This window comes from Mesorhizobium sp. M1338, from assembly GCF_040318045.1.
GTDB lineage: Bacteria > Pseudomonadota > Alphaproteobacteria > Rhizobiales > Rhizobiaceae > Mesorhizobium.
Genome location: NZ_JAMYLL010000004.1, coordinates 179,429 through 195,055, shown reverse-complemented (window position 1 = coordinate 195,055; position 15,627 = coordinate 179,429). Strand labels below are relative to the sequence as shown.

The following is a 15,627-nucleotide window of genomic DNA, read 5'->3' as shown; positions in this document are numbered from 1 at the left end:
CGGGATGAAAGCTATGCCGTGGCAGCCGAAATCAGAAGCTTGACTTGGTTTCCTCACGTCGACGCCATTTATCACAAGGAATCTATCGCCGCGTCCGTTTGACGGAATGTGTTAATGCGTTCTTAAGCAACCACCGGTTACATTACGACTACTTCCTATATGGTTCGATCTCCAACGTCGATGGCCATGAGTAACAGAGCAAGTAAATTGCCCAGAATCCGTCAAATAAGGTACAAATTTCAAGAAAATTCCGGAACTTCGGCGGTTGAATTCGCCTTGCTCTCTCCGATCTTCATTCTTCTTCTGCTCGGAATGGTTGCATATGGTATATATTTCGGCGCCGCCAACTCGATCCAGCAGATCGCGGCGGATGCAGCCCGCACGGCGATTGCCGGGTTGAACCAGACCGAGCGCCAGACGCTGGTAGCCAGCTTCGTCACCAACAATGCCGGCGGATATCCCTTCGTGGATGTCAGCAAGTTGACCTACCAGGCCAACGACAGCACGGCCGATGGAAGCCAGTTCGTGGTGTCCATCCAGTACGATGCGCGCAATCTGCCGATCTGGAATCTCTTCCCAGGCATCGCGATGCCAGGGACTACAATCACGCGCCAGTCAACGATAAGGGTCGGGGGCATCTGTTGCCGCACGCTTGCAAGGAGATCGGCCGGCTGGCACGATTGATGCTGGGTGACAGAAAGGCGAATTTTGCCGTGATGACGGCGCTCATGGCGCCGGTCGGGCTTGCGCTGGCTGCCGTCGCCATCGACGAAGCCTCGATCTACACGGAGCGTCGCGAAGCACAGGCAATGGTGGACTTGGCCGCGATCACCGCCGCCTCGAACATCACAAAGATCGACACCGCGGTCGTGACCACGCTGACCGACAACGGCATGCCAGGGGTTGTCGTTCAAGGCTCGGGACAGACGATCGCACCGGCCGTCGGCAAAACCGTCGTGTCGGTCACACCGGGGCGATACGCGGCATCGGGCGCCAATGTGAGCCAGCGCTTCCAGGCCAACTTGACACCCTACAATGCCGTCCGCGTAACCCTGAAGAAGATCCCCGCCCGCTATTTCGCGAGTTCGCTGATCCCCACTCCCGTCATCGGCACGGAGGCCACCGCCAGCATGACGCCGCAGGCGACGTTCTCGGTCGGGTCGAGACTTGCCAGCGTCAATGGCGGCATACTCAACGCGCTTCTGAGCGGACTTCTCGGCGGCAACATTTCGCTCAGCGTCATGGACTACAACGGGTTGATCTCGGCCGATGTCAGCGTCCTCTCCTTCATAAGTGCCCTTGCCACGCAAGTGAACGTGACCGGCGGTACCTATACGGATGTGCTGGCCTCCAAGGCGACCGTCGGCCAGATCGCTACCGCCATGGCCAATGTGCCCGGACTTGGCAACACGGCCAAGGTAGCCCTGCAGACGATCGCGTCCAAGTCGACCAGCACGGTCAAGATCCCGCTCAGCAGCCTTGTCGACCTCGGCTCCGTGGGCAGCGTGGGCTTGGGACAAACGCCGGCAGGCCTTGGGGTCGATGCAAGCGCCATGGGAATGCTGACTGCCGCCGCAGTGCTGGCTAACGGCACCAACCAGGCTCAGGTCAATCTCGGAGCCACCGTACCGGGGCTTCTTTCCACCAAGCTTACCATTGCCATTGGCGAGCCGGCACAATTTTCGCCATGGCTCGCGGTCGGTGGAATCGGTACCACGGTGCGCACGGCCCAGACGCGTATCAAGCTGGTGGCCAGCGTCGGAGTCGGCACACCTGGTCTCGGCGGCGGCATCAGTCTGCTGGCCGTGAACCTGCCCCTCAATGTGGAAGTCGCCTATGCCGAAGCCAAACTGACCGACATCACTTGTCCGACAGGGCCTTCCAGCATCAAGGTTTCCATCGCGGCCCACCCAGGCATTGCCGCGCTGCACCTGGCCAACAGCAACAGCTCAGGCTTTGGCGACTTCAGCCAACCGCAGACATTCACCGACGCCGAAATCGCGGATGTGAGCCTTAAGCTGCTGCTGACCAACATTCCCCTGATCCAGGTGATGGGCTCCGCCGCCACCGCGATCACCAACAACAACCCGACGACGCTGACCTTCGATGCGACCGACATCGCCAACAAGACGATCAAGACAGTTTCGACGCGCAACATTACACAATCGCTCACCACATCTCTGGTCAGCAACCTGTCGCTTTCGGTCAATGCGCTTGGCCTCGGGATCGACCTGACTGCTCTGCTCGGAGCGGTCAAGCCGGCGGTGGTGGCGGTGCTGAACGGTGTAACAGCACCCGTCGACGACCTGCTCTACAATGTGCTTTCAGCGCTGGGTGTCGGCGTCGGCGAGGCCGATGTCCGTGTCACCGGCGCGACCTGCGGACGCTCGGTTCTCGTCCAATAAGACGGCCGAAGCGCCAAATCAGTCGAGGCGGCCAAGGAAACATCCGAGCGCGGGCAACGAAAGCTCGGCCTCCTCTACGACAGCTGTATCGCCGTCAAGCCTTGCAACCGCTCCGATATCGGGCGGCAACGGCCAATTCGCTAATTCCCCTGCGAAATTGAAGACACAGAGCAGTCTTTCGCCGCCGCCTTCGCGGATGAACGCAAGCACCTCACCCTCAGCGTCCAGAAAGCGGATCGAGCCCGTCACCAGCGCCTGGTGCTCCCCGCGCAACGCCAGGGCGACCCGATAGGATGTCAGCACGGAGGCTGTGTCGGCATTCTGGACGTCGACCGAGCGGGCGCGATGGCTGGCCGGTATCGGCAGCCACGGCTTGGCCGTCGAGAAGCCCGCATTGTCGGCGCCGGCCTCCCAAACCATCGGCGTGCGGCACCCATCCCTACCCTTGACGCCCGGCCAGAAGCGGATGCCGACGGGGTCGCGCAGATCCTCATAGGCAAGCTCCGCCTCCTCCAGGCCGAGTTCCTCGCCCTCATAGAGGCAGATCGAGCCGCGCAGGCCGGACAGCAGCATGATCGAGAATCTTGCGATCGCGTCGGGATCGCTGCCCGGCCTTGTCCAGCGGCTGATATGGCGGGCCACATCGTGGTTGGAGAACGCCCAGCAGACCCAGCCATCGGAAACGGCCGTCTCGAAGGCTTCGACGCAGCCGCGCACATGCGCCGCGGAGAACCGTGGGCCAAGCAGATCGAAGGTGTAGCACATATGGAGCGTGTCGCCGCCGGATGTGTAGGCGGCGAGCGTCTGCAATGAGCGGCCCTCATCGCCGATCTCGCCGACAGCGGCGCGGTCCTCATACGCGTCGAGCAGCGCCCTGAAGCGGCGCAGGAACGCCAGGTTTTCCGGCTGCGTCTTGTCGAACAGATGCTCCTGGTAGAGGTAGGTGTTGGTCTCCGTATTCGTGCCCGCGACACTTGATGCCAAGGGTGGATTGCTGCGCAGCCAGCGGTCGTGGACATAGTAATTGACCGTATCGAGCCGGAAGCCGTCGACGCCACGATCGAGCCAGAACCGCACCGTTTCCAGAAGCGCGTCCTGAACCTCCGGATTGTGGAAATTCAGATCCGGCTGCGAGGCGAGGAAATTGTGCATGTAATATTGCCGGCGGGTCGAATCCCATTCCCAGGCCGGGCCACCGAAGACGGAGAGCCAGTTGTTGGGCGCGCCGCCGTCGGGCTTGGCATCGGCCCAGACATACCAGTCGGACTTGGGATTATCGCGGCTGGCTCGGCTTTCGACGAACCAGTCGTGCTTGTCGGATGAATGCGACAGCACCTGATCGATGATGATCCTCAGGCCGAGACGATGCGCCTCGGCGACCAGCGCATCGAAATCCTCAAGCGTGCCGAACATCGGATCGACATCGCGATAATCCGACACGTCGTAGCCCATGTCGGCCATCGGCGACTTGAAGAAGGGCGACAGCCAGACAGCGTCGACACCAAGCGAGGCGACATGAGCGAGCCTCGAGGTAATGCCGCTGAGGTCGCCGCTGCCGTCGCCGGTCGTGTCCTGGAACGAGCGTGGATAGATCTGGTAGATGACGCAGCCGCGCCACCATCCGGCCTTGTCACCTGCCGCCATTGCGCTTCTCCCTTGTGCCGGCCTGCACGCGTTCGATCATGAAGATCACCGTCCGCCCCGATACCGGCCGCGAGATGTCCGCCGCATCGACGGCGGCGGTCCAGAAAAACCCTTCACGTTCAGGCAGCGTGACTATGCAGGCGCGGCGATCGCCGTTGATGATGACGGCAACACGGCACTCGCCATCGCCGTCGCCACCCAGGATCATGACAAGGCGGTGCCGCCGCGGATCCCGCCAACTCTGTTCATCGATCGGCGCGCCTGTCTCGGTCAGCCATGCGACGTCGGGCATCTCTGAACCTGCCGGTGGCTGGCCGATAAGGAAGCCTGTGTCGGATAGCGCCGGTATCGCGCGGCGCAACGTCGAGAGCAGCGCCGTGTAACGCTCCAGCGCCTGGTCGCGGCCGGCCCAGTCGAGCCAGGTGATCTCGTTGTCCTGCGCATAGGCGTTGTTGTTGCCCTGCTGGGTGCGGCCGAATTCGTCGCCAGCCGTCAGCATGATGGTGCCGCGCGCGGCAAACAGCGTGGCGAGCAGCGCGTGCTGGTCGTTCCGACGAGCCTCGGCCACCGCCGGGTCGTCCGCATCCCCTTCCACGCCGTTGTTCCAGGATAGGTTCTCATTGTGGCCGTCGCGATTCTGCTCGCCATTAGCCTCGTTGTGCTTTCGCTCGTAGCGCACGATGTCGGCCAGCGTCATGCCGTCATGGGCGGCGATGAAATTGACCGTGCGGCTGACGTTTTGCCCCTTCGCGGCAAACACATCGGACGAGCCGGCAAGCCGGGTCGCCAGCGCGCCGACCATGCCGGCGTCACCGCGCCAGAAGCGCCTGACATCGTCGCGGTACTTGTCGTTCCATTCGAGGAAAGGCGGCGGAAAATTGCCGAGCTGATAGCCTTCCGGACCGATATCCCAGGGCTCGGCGATCAACACGCGATCGGCCAGCACGGCGTCCTCTCGCATCGCCCTCAGCAGTGGCGCCTCGGCATCGAATGTTCCTTCGACACGGCCAAGAACAGGCGCCAGGTCGAAGCGGAAGCCATCGACGCCGGCATCCCGGACAAAATGGCGAAGCGTGTCGAGGACCATTTCCCGGACGGCCGGGTGATCGCAAGCGACCGTGTTACCGGTGCCGGTGTCGTTGGCCAGCCTGCCGTCAGGCGTGTGCCGGTAATAGGCCTGGTTGTCGAAGCCGCGCAGCGACAGCGTAGGGCCAAGCCTGTCGCTCTCGCCCGTATGGTTGAAGACGAGGTCGAGAATGACGCCGATGCCGGCCTGGCGCAGCACGGCGACCGTGTTGCGCAATTCCGCAAGGCCGCCCGGCGCCAGGCGCGGATCGAGTGCCATGAACGTCACGGGATTGTAACCCCAGGCGTTGCGCAGCCCGAGCAGCGGCAAATGCCGCTCATCGATCGACGCCGTCACCGGCATCAGTTCGACCGCGCCAACGCCGAGTTTTTTCAGGTGCTCGACAACCGCGGGGTGAGCTAGCGCCGCGACCGTACCGCGCAATTTTTCCGGAATGTCCGGATGCAGCGCGGTGAAGGCGCGCACCGGCACTTCGTAGATCAGGCCACCGGGCTGAAAGAGCGGCGGCGCAGCCAGCACGGGCTTCGGCAAGGCGGCGGCAATCGCCTTCGGCATCAGCGGCGCGGTATCGGCCCCCTCACCCCGGCGCTGGGCCAGCCGCCAGTCATACGCGTAGGACCTGTCGATCTCGACGGCGTAAGGATCGGTCAGCAGCTTAGCGGGGTCGAACCACAGCCCGCGCTCCGGCGCGTAGTCACCATCGGCGCGGAAACCGTAGCGGGTGCCGGGGCCAAGGCCCGCGACAAACAGCGCATGCACGCCCTCGCCTTCCGGCCGCAGCTCAAGCCGTTCGATTTCCCGGTTGCCCCGCTCATCGAAGATCGAGACCCAGAGCCGTCTGGCGGCTTGCGACCACGCGGCAAAGCGGATGCCTTCACGGGTGACGGTGGCGCCGAGCTGGTTCACGCGCGCCAGCCTTGTGGTGAACTATCGCAAACGTTTGTGATTGGCCGAGGCCTTCTCAACTTCGTCATCCCTGAGCGAAGCTCCGTCGCGGAGACCCCAGGATCCATTCCGCGACCTTAGCCGGGGCGCGCAACCCATCAGAATTCTGCACCGTTGCAACACGTCGAAGTCACGGCGTGGATCCTGGGGTCTGCGCCGCGTCGCTGCGCTCCTTGCTCCACCCCAGGATGACGAAGCGATGGGCGTTCTGGCCAATCTCAGGCACGCAGTGCCGCCTTCACGTAATCACACTCGGCTTGGCGCGGCCGGTATGGCTGCGAATCCCGGCAATATCATCGGCCGCGGCAATCAGATCGGCAAGTGCGGCTTGGGTGTCGAGATCGTGCCTCGACTTGTCCGGCTCGTAGCGCTCGATATAGACGCGCAACGTCGCGCCCGACGTGCCGGTGCCGGAAAGCCGGAAGACGACGCGCGAACCGCCTTCGAACAGCACCCTGATGCCCTGGTGCTCGCTGGTCGAACCGTCGACCGGGTCGTGATAGGCAAAATCGTCGGCGCTGGCGATTGTCATGCCGCGCACATTGGTGCCTGGCAGCGCGCCGAGCCTAGCGCGGAGTTCATCGATCAGCGCGTTGGCGCGGTCGCTCTCGACCTCCTCATAATCGTGCCGCGAATAGTAGTTGCGGCCGTAGGTCGCCCAGTGCTCGGTGACGATCTGCTTGCAGCTTTCGCCGCGCGCGGCAAGGATGTTGAGCCACAAGAGCACCGCCCACAGGCCGTCCTTTTCGCGGACATGGTTGGAGCCGGTGCCGGCGCTTTCCTCACCGCAAATCGTCGCCATGTCGGCGTCGAGCAGATTGCCGAAGAACTTCCAGCCGGTCGGCGTCTCATAGATGCCGATGCCGAGTTTTTCAGCGACACGATCGGCCGCGCCGCTGGTCGGCATCGAGCGGGCAATGCCTTTCAAACCAGCCCTGTAGCCGGGCGCCAGGCGGGCGTTGGCGGCGAGCATGGCGACCGAATCCGAAGGGGTGACGAAAATGCCCTTGCCGATGATCAGATTGCGGTCGCCGTCGCCGTCCGAGGCGGCGCCGAAATCCGGCGCGTCCGGCCCCATCATTTCGTCATAGAGGTGTTTGGCGTGGACGAGGTTCGGGTCCGGGTGGTGGCCGCCGAAATCCGGCAACGGCTTGAAGTTGCGGCAGGTGCCGTTGGGCGCACCCAGCCGGTTTTCCAGGATCTCCTTGGCATAGGGGCCGGTCACGGCGTGCATGGCGTCGAAGCGCATGCGGAAGCCGGACTTGAACAGTTTGCGCAATGCGTCGAAATCGAACAGGCTTTCCATCAGCTCGGCATAATCGGCGACCGGATCGATGATCTCGACCGCCATGCCGGCGGCCTCGACCGTGCCGATCGTGTCGATGTCGATCGGATCGATATCGGCGGTTCTGAAGCTTGAGATCGCCTTGGTCTTGGCGAACATCGCGTCGGTCAGCTTTTCCGGCGCCGGGCCGCCATTGCCGGCATTGTACTTGATGCCGAAATCCTCGTGCGGGCCGCCCGGATTGTGGCTGGCTGAAAGGATGATGCCGCCAAAGGTCTTGTATTTGCGGATGACATGGGAAGCGGCCGGCGTCGACAGGATGCCGCCTTGCCCGACCATCACCTTGCCGAAGCCGTTTGCGGCCGCCATGGCGATGGCCTTCTGGATGACCTCGCGGTTGTAGAAGCGGCCATCGCCGCCGATCACCAGGGTCTTGCCCTTGAAACCATCGAGCGCGTCGAAGATCGACTGGATGAAGTTCTCGGCATAGTGCTCCTGCTGGAACACCGGCACCTTCTTGCGCAAGCCCGACGTGCCGGGCTTCTGATCGGAATAGGGTTTGGTGGGGACGGTGCGTATCATGCTTCAGGAAACCCTCTTCGTAAGCAGCGAGCGATAGAGTTCAAAATATTTTTCCGCGCTCTTGTCCCACGACACATCGGCTTTCATGCCTTGGCGCTGCAACGATTCCCAGACCACCGGACTGGCATGGGCGTCGACCAGGCGGCGGATGGCGTGCAGCAAGGCGCCGCCATTGTTGGGCGCGAACTGGAAGCCGGTGGCGACACCGGCTGAAATGGCGGCCTCGTTGGCGTCGATGACCGTATCGGCCAGGCCGCCTGTGCGGGCGACCACCGGCACGCAGCCATAGCGCAGTCCGTAAAGCTGTGTCAGCCCGCAGGGTTCGAAGCGCGAGGGTATGACGATGGCGTCGCAACCGCCTTGCATGATGTGCGACAGTCCCTCGTCATAGCCGACCACGACCCCGATACGGCCGCGATGCCTGGCGGCGGCCGCAAGCAGCGCGCCTTCGAGGCCAGCATCGCCCGAGCCCAGGATGGCCAGGCGCGCGCCGGTCGCAACGATGCCATCGATCGCTGTCGCCAAGATATCCATGCCCTTTTGCCAGGTCAGGCGGCTGACGACGCAGACGATCGGACTGTCGTCGCGCTCAAGGCTGAAGCGGTCTTCCACGGCAGCCCTGTTGGGGGCGCGCGCCTTCAGCGTGCTGGCCGCATAGGTGGAGACCAGATGCTTGTCGGTTTCCGGATCCCAGATGCCGGTGTCGATGCCGTTGACGATGCCATGGAGATCGCTGGAGCGCATGTTGATGAGACCGTCGAGACCCATGCCGAATTCCGCCGAGCGGATCTCCTGCGCATAGGTCGGACTGACCGTGGTGATTGCCCAAGCGGCCTGCAGCCCGGCCTTGAGGAAGCCGACGCCGCCATAATATTCAACGCCGTCAAGCGCCATCGCCGCGGCCGGCAAGCCGAGCTCGCCAAAGATGCCGGCGCCGAACTGGCCCTGGAAGGCGAGGTTATGGACAGTCATCATCGATGGCACGCCGACCGCCTTGCCGTAGCGCATATAGGCCAGCGTCATCGCCGACTGCCAGTCATGGGCATGGACGATGTCGGGCTGGTAGCCCGAGATGGCGCCACCGGCGATGTCGCCGCCGACCTGGCTCAGCGCCGCGAAGCGCCGCCAGTTGTCGGGCCAATCGACACCGGTCGCATTGCCATAGGGGCCGCCGGGACGGTCGAATAGATGCGGCGCGTCGAGCACGAACAGTTCGAGCCCGGCGAGCTGAACGGAGTGGACGGAGGCCTTGCCGCCCTGCAGCAAGGGATATTGCAGAACCGCCTTCCTTTTCTTGAAGGCGGCCATGACGATCGGGAAACCGGGGATGAGCGTACGCATGGTCACGCCCTTGGCCGCCAGCGCAATGGGCAGCGCGCCGGTCACGTCGGCAAGCCCACCGGTCTTTATCAGAGGGAAAATCTCGGGCGTGACCGACAGAACCTGCATGCACTAGAGCCCTAGTTTGTCGATCATGTCCTGGGTGACCAGGCAAATGCCCTTTTCCGAAACCCGAAAACGCTTGGCGTCGAGAACGGGATCTTCGCCGATCACCAGCCCTTCCGGTATCCTAACACCATGGTCGATGACCACGCGCTTCAACTTTGCGTTCCGGCCGACATGAACGTCGGGCAGCATGACGACTTCTTCCAGCGTCGAATAGGAATTGATGCGCGCACCGGTGAAGATCAGGCTTCGTTTCAGCGAGGCCCCCGAAACGATGCAATCGCCCGAAACCAGCGAGGACACGGCCGAACCGCGGCGGCCATCCTCGTCATGCACGAACTTTGCCGGCGGCTTCAATTCGGCATAAGTCCAGATCGGCCAGTCGCGGTCGTAGAGGTCGAGTTCCGGCGTGATATCGGTCAGGTCGATATTGGCTTCCCAATAGGCGTCGACCGTTCCGACGTCGCGCCAGTAGGCTTCGTTCTCGGCGGTCGAACGGACGCAGGACTTGGCGAAGCGGTGGGCGATCGCCTTACCGTGCTGGACGATATAGGGGATGATATCCTTGCCGAAGTCGCGGCTCGAGCCCGGCTCGGCGGCATCGCGGCGCAACTGCTCCATCAGGAAATTGGTCTTGAAGACATAGATGCCCATCGAGGCCAAAGCGAACTCCGGCTTGTCTGGAATGCCGGGCGGGTCGGCGGGCTTTTCGACGAAAGCAATGATGTTATCCTTGCCGTCGACATGCATGACGCCGAAGCCGGTGGCTTCCATGCGCGGCACTTCGAGACAACCGACGGTGACGTCGGCACTGGCGTCGACATGCTGGCGAAGCATCAGTTCGTAGTCCATCTTGTAGATGTGGTCGCCAGCCAGGATCACCATGTATTCGGGGCCGTAGGCCTCGATGATGTCGATGTTCTGATAGACGGCGTCGGCCGTGCCCTCATACCACTGCGTTTCCGAGACGCGCTGGCTGGCCGGCAGGATGTCGAAACTCTCGTTTCGCTCGGGCCGCAGGAAGTTCCAGCCACGTTGCAGGTGGCGGATCAGCGAATGCGCCTTGTACTGGGTGGCGACGCCAAGGCGGCGAATGCCGGAGTTGAGCGCGTTGGAAAGCGCGAAGTCGATGATGCGCGTCTTACCGCCGAAATAGACGGCCGGCTTGGCGCGCCGGTCGGTCAGTTCCTTGAGGCGGCTGCCACGGCCGCCGGCCAACACATAGGCCATGGCATCGCGCGCCAACGGCTGGGTCCGTTTCAAGTCTGCCATTTCTACCCTCCCAAGTTACTCAGTCTCGACTTACTCGACCTCGACATGGCTCAGTCGGCCACCAGTTCAAGCATGATCGTCGACAGCGGCGGCAAAAGCATCGTCGCGGAGATGCTGCCGCTCTCCGCCCGGGCCTCGACCGTGCCGGCATTGCCCTTGCCGGAACCGCCATATTCCGAAGCGTCGGTGTTGATGATTTCGCGCCATTTGCCGGCCGTCGGTAACGGCACGCGATAGTTGTCGCGCGGGACCGGCGTGAAATTGGAAATGACGGCCACCGGGCTGCCCCCCGGTGCGCTGCGCAGCCAGGCGAAAACCGAATTCTGGCTGTCGTCGACGATCAACCAGGAAAACCCTTCAGGCTCGCAATCACGGCCGTGCAGCGCCGGGCGCGAACGGTAGAGATAATTGAGATCGCGCACCGTCTGCCAGACGCCGCGATGCGGGCGGAACTCGAGCAGGTTCCAGTCCAGCGCGCGCGCCTCGCTCCATTCGCGGCGCTGCGCGAACTCCTGCCCCATGAACAGCAGCTTCTTGCCGGGATAACCCCACATGAAGGCGTAGTAGGCACGTAGCGTCGCGAATTTCTGCCAGTCGTCGCCGGCCATCTTGCCAAGCAGCGTCCCTTTGCCGTGCACGACCTCGTCATGCGAGAGCGGCAGCACGAAATTCTCCGAAAAAGCATAGGTCAGGCCGAAGGTGAGATCATTGTGGTGGTGCTTGCGGAAGATCGGCTCCTTGGAGAAATACTCCAGCGTGTCGTGCATGAAGCCCATGTTCCACTTGAAGCCGAAGCCCAGCCCACCTTCATGCACGGGTGCGGAGACCTTCGGCCATGAGGTCGATTCCTCGGCGATGGTCATGACGCCGGGATGGTGACCGTAGACCTCTTTGTTCATCTTCTGCAGGAAGCTGACCGCCTCGAGGTTCTCGCGGCCGCCCTTCTCGTTGGGGATCCATTCGCCGGCCTTGCGCGAATAGTCGAGGTAGAGCATCGAGGCGACCGCATCGACGCGCAAACCGTCGACATGGTATTTTTCGGCCCAGAACAACGCGTTGTTGACGAGGAAGGACACCACCTCGCGGCGGCCGAAATTATAGATCGCGGTGTTCCAGTCGGGATGAAAACCCTTGCGCGGATCGGCATGCTCATAAAGCGCGGTGCCATCGAAATTGGCCAGGCCATGCGCGTCGACCGGGAAATGCGCTGGTACCCAATCGAGGATGACACCGACGCCGGCGCGGTGGGCGCCGTCAACGAAACGGGCAAAGCCGTCCGGGTCGCCGAAGCGGGCCGACGGTGCGTAGAGGCCGGTCGTCTGGTAGCCCCAGGACGGATCATAGGGGTGTTCGGAGATCGGCATGAATTCGATATGGGTGAAACCGGTCTCGACCACATAGGGGATCAGCCGGTCGGCCAGTTCGTCCCATGACAAGAACGCACCGTCGTCGCGAAGCTGCCAGGAACCGGCATGGACCTCATAGATCGAGATGGCTTCGCGCCGGTGATCGGCATTGCGCCAGAAATTGCGGTGCGCCTCGTCGCCCCACTCATGCGCCGGTGGCATGGCAACGACCGAAGCGGTGGCCGGACGCAGTTCGGATTTGAAGGCGAACGGGTCGGCCTTCAGTGGGAGTCTCACGCCATCGGGGCCGATGATCTCGTATTTGTAGGGTCGTCCGGCACCGATGTCGGGTACGAACAGTTCCCAGATGCCGGTGTCGCGGCGATCGCGCATCGTGTGCCGGCGGCCGTCCCATTCGTTGAAGTCGCCGACCACCGAGACGCGCCGTGCATTGGGAGCCCAGACGGCGAAATGCACGCCGGAAGCGCCTTCGTGGTCAATGACATGAGCACCGAGCTTGTCGAATAGCCTCAGGTGCGAGCCTTGGGCGATGTAATAGTCGTCCATCGGGCCAAGCACCGGACCGAACGAATAGGGATCGGTCAGCCACCAGTCGCCGCCGGCATTGCGCGCGTGATAGCGCAGGGGCTGGCGCTTCTTGATCGAGAGCTTGCCTTCGAAAAAGCCGCCATCGTCGCGCCTGGACAGTTCACCGGCGATGATGCCGGTCAGCGTGTAAGCGGTGACGAATTCGGCATTCGGAACAAAGCAGCGGGCCACAAAACCCTTGCCAGCCTCCTGAACACCGAGAACGGCAAACGGGTCGCCATGCGTGCCGGCAACAATCGCCGCGACATCGCTGGCTGGCGCCAGTCCGTCCGGCCCGCTTGTCGCAGCGGTCGCGCGCGGCTTCTTCATCAGGCAGCGTCCCTCCCCGGGCACCGAGTGTTTGTTTCTAGTGGTGTGATCCGACTTCAAATCCACATCACCGGGACCACATTGTTCGTGGCCTCATGCAATCACATCAGACAGGCACGTTCCAGATTTCTTTCGCATATTGCCGGATCGTGCGATCGGAGGAGAACCAGCCGACACGCGCAACATTGCGGATTGCCCTGGCGTACCAATCGGGACTGTTGCGCCAGACCGCATCGACCTCGCGCTGGGCGGTGGCATAGGCATCGAAATCGGCGGCAACCATGAACCAGTCGCTGTTGTAGAGACCGTTCATGAGGTCGCGGTAGCGCTCCGGATCGTCCGGCGAGAAGACGCCTGACGAAACAGCGGCAACGGCCTGCGCCAGTTCAGACGATCCTTCGATGATGGCGCGCGGGTTGTAGCCATTGTTGCGCCGCTCGGCGACCTCGGCGGTGGTCAGGCCGAAGATGAAGATGTTGTCGTCTCCGACGCATTCCTTGATCTCGACATTGGCGCCGTCGAGCGTGCCGATGGTCAACGCGCCGTTCAGCGCGAACTTCATGTTGCCGGTGCCCGACGCTTCCATGCCGGCGGTCGAGATCTGCTCGGAAAGGTCGGCAGCCGGCATCATGATCTCGGCCAGGCTGACATTGTAGTTGGGCACGAACACGACCTTCAGCAAACCGCGCACGGCCGGGTCGCGGTTGATGACCTTGGCGACGTCATTGGCGAGTTTGATGATCAGCTTGGCATTATGATAGCTGGGCGCCGCCTTGCCGCCGAAGAATTTCACGCGCGGCATCCAGTCGCGCTCGGGATGCGAGCGGATCTGGTCATAGAGAGCGATCGCCTCGAGGATGTTCAGGAGCTGGCGCTTGTATTCGTGGATGCGCTTGATCTGGATATCGAACAGCGCCGAGGGGTCGACCTTGATGCCGAGCCGGTCGGCGACGAGGTTGGCCAGCCGCGCCTTGTTGGCGCGCTTGACGGCGGCGAACTTGTCGCGAAAGGCGGCGTCGCCGGCGAAGCCATCGAGATTCTTGATAGCGTCGATGTCATCGAGGAATCGGTCGCCGATCGCCTCGCAGGCGAGCGACGTCAGCCCGGGGTTGCACTGGATCAACCAGCGCCGCGGCGTGATGCCGTTGGTCTTGTTGTTGATGCGCTCGGGGTAGAGCTTGTGCAGGTCGGCGAACACCGTCTCCTTCATCAGGTCGGTGTGAAGAGCCGAAACGCCGTTGATCGAGTGCGAGCCGACAAAGGCCAGATTGCCCATGCGCACCCGGCGGTCGCCATTTTCCTGGATCAGCGAGATGCGGCCGATCTGCTCGTCCGAGAACTGGTTGGACGCGCGTGCCTCAAGCAGCACTTCGGCATTGATGGCATAGACGATCTGCATGTGGCGAGGCAAAAGCCGCTCGAACAGCGGCACCGGCCAGCTTTCCAGTGCCTCGGGCAGCAGCGTGTGGTTGGTGTAGCCGAAGGTGCGCTTGGTGATATCCCAGGCCTGATCGAAATCCATGCCGTGGACGTCCATCAACAGGCGCATCAGCTCAGGCACAGCGATTGCCGGGTGGGTGTCGTTGAGGTGGATCGCGGCCTTATCGGGCAGCGACTTCAGGTCGCCATACTGGCTGAGATGGCGCTGAACGATGTCCTGCAGCGAGGCGGTGGAGAAGAAGTACTCTTGCCTGAGCCGCAGCTCCTGCCCGGCCTTGTGGGAATCGGCGGGATAGAGAACGCGCGACAAGGCATCGGCCTTGTTGCTTTCGGCAAGCGCGCCGATGTGGTCGCCGGCATTGAACTTGTCGAGCAGGATCGGATCGACCGGCATGCCCGACCAGAGCCGCAGCGTGTTGACGCGATTGGCCCGCCATCCGACCACGGGCGTGTCATAGGCGACAGCCAGTACATGCTCGGTCGGCTTCCAGACATGGCGCTCGAGCCGGCCGTCCTTGGAGGTGATCGATTCTACCGAACCACCGAACCCGACCTCAAACGAACGTTCACGGCGTTCGAACTCCCACGGGTTGCCGTGATCGAGCCAGGTCTCGGGCAGTTCGACCTGCCAGCCGTCGTGAATCTCCTGGCGGAACATGCCGTTGGCGTAGCGGATACCGTAGCCATGCGCGGGAATGTCGACGGTCGCCATGCTTTCCATGAAGCAGGCGGCAAGCCGGCCGAGGCCGCCATTGCCGAGTGCCGCGTCCGGTTCGAGTGCGGCGATGAGATCGAGATCGACACCCAGCGACGACAACGCCTCGCGCATATTGTCCATCAAGCCGAGATTGGAGAAGGCATCGCGCATCAGCCGGCCGATGAGGAACTCCAGCGACAGATAATAGACACGCTTTTCCTTCTGGTCGTAGGCCTCCTTCGTCGCCTGCATCCAGTGGTCGACGATGCGGTCGCGCACGACCTTGATCGAGGCGGTCAGCCAGTCGTACTGGGTCGCGACGGTGGTATCCTTGCCGACCCGGTATTTGAGGGCCTTCAAGACTTCATCGGCGAGTGTCTTGGGATCTGGATTTTCAAGTTCGGGCTGGGGAGCTTCGGATGTCATCGCGCGCGTCATGCTGCCTCTCGTGCGGTTGCCATGATCATACCGGCTTTCATCGTTCCTCCCAGCCCATGCTAGCCGATACTGCTACATATTCAATCGATTTAGGCGAGCCCCAGTCCGAGTTACCCTGCGGC

The 15,627-nt window shown here is 62.6% G+C and carries 9 protein-coding genes; 2 read left to right on the top strand and 7 right to left on the bottom strand.

Going from position 1 to position 15,627, the window contains the following annotated elements; all coding sequences use genetic code 11:
* Window positions 1-186 precede the first annotated feature (186 nt).
* Window positions 187-684, top strand: coding sequence for a TadE family protein (locus tag NKH19_RS06410; RefSeq protein WP_352982034.1), 498 nt, complete (start codon window positions 187-189; stop codon window positions 682-684).
* Complete coding sequence (locus NKH19_RS06405) at window positions 639-2,405, top strand: Tad domain-containing protein (protein WP_352982071.1); 1,767 nt, start codon at window positions 639-641, stop codon at window positions 2,403-2,405. Before NKH19_RS06410 ends, NKH19_RS06405 begins: the two co-directional genes overlap by 46 nt.
* 18 nt (window positions 2,406-2,423) lie before the next feature.
* Here the strand turns inward: NKH19_RS06405 and bglA are convergent, their stop codons facing one another.
* The 7 genes from bglA to NKH19_RS06370 all read right to left on the bottom strand — a co-directional run bounded on the left by bglA (window position 2,424) and on the right by NKH19_RS06370 (window position 15,505).
* A complete protein-coding gene (bglA, locus tag NKH19_RS06400; protein WP_352982033.1) occupies window positions 2,424-4,049 on the bottom strand; it encodes a beta-galactosidase BglA in 1,626 nt (541 codons plus the stop codon).
* Window positions 4,036-6,042, bottom strand: a complete 2,007-nt coding sequence (gene glgX, locus NKH19_RS06395; protein ID WP_352982032.1) for a glycogen debranching protein GlgX — start codon at window positions 6,040-6,042, stop codon at window positions 4,036-4,038. The genes bglA and glgX overlap by 14 nt, the downstream gene beginning before the upstream one ends.
* Window positions 6,043-6,319: 277 nt before the next feature.
* Window positions 6,320-7,948 (bottom strand): alpha-D-glucose phosphate-specific phosphoglucomutase, encoded by a 1,629-nt coding sequence (locus NKH19_RS06390; protein WP_352982031.1) that lies wholly within the window; start codon window positions 7,946-7,948, stop codon window positions 6,320-6,322.
* Between the two features lie 3 nt (window positions 7,949-7,951).
* The gene (gene glgA / locus NKH19_RS06385) at window positions 7,952-9,397 is read right to left on the bottom strand and encodes a glycogen synthase GlgA (RefSeq protein ID WP_352982030.1); all 1,446 of its coding nucleotides are present in this window, start codon (window positions 9,395-9,397) and stop codon (window positions 7,952-7,954) included.
* Between the two features lie 3 nt (window positions 9,398-9,400).
* Window positions 9,401-10,666, bottom strand: coding sequence for a glucose-1-phosphate adenylyltransferase (gene glgC / locus NKH19_RS06380; RefSeq protein WP_352982029.1), 1,266 nt, complete (start codon window positions 10,664-10,666; stop codon window positions 9,401-9,403).
* Between the two features lie 50 nt (window positions 10,667-10,716).
* On the bottom strand, window positions 10,717-12,930 hold the full coding sequence (gene glgB / locus NKH19_RS06375; RefSeq protein WP_352982028.1) for a 1,4-alpha-glucan branching protein GlgB: 2,214 nt from the start codon (window positions 12,928-12,930) through the stop codon (window positions 10,717-10,719).
* Between the two features lie 106 nt (window positions 12,931-13,036).
* Window positions 13,037-15,505 (bottom strand): glycogen/starch/alpha-glucan phosphorylase, encoded by a 2,469-nt coding sequence (locus NKH19_RS06370; protein ID WP_352982027.1) that lies wholly within the window; start codon window positions 15,503-15,505, stop codon window positions 13,037-13,039.
* Window positions 15,506-15,627 lie beyond the last annotated feature (122 nt).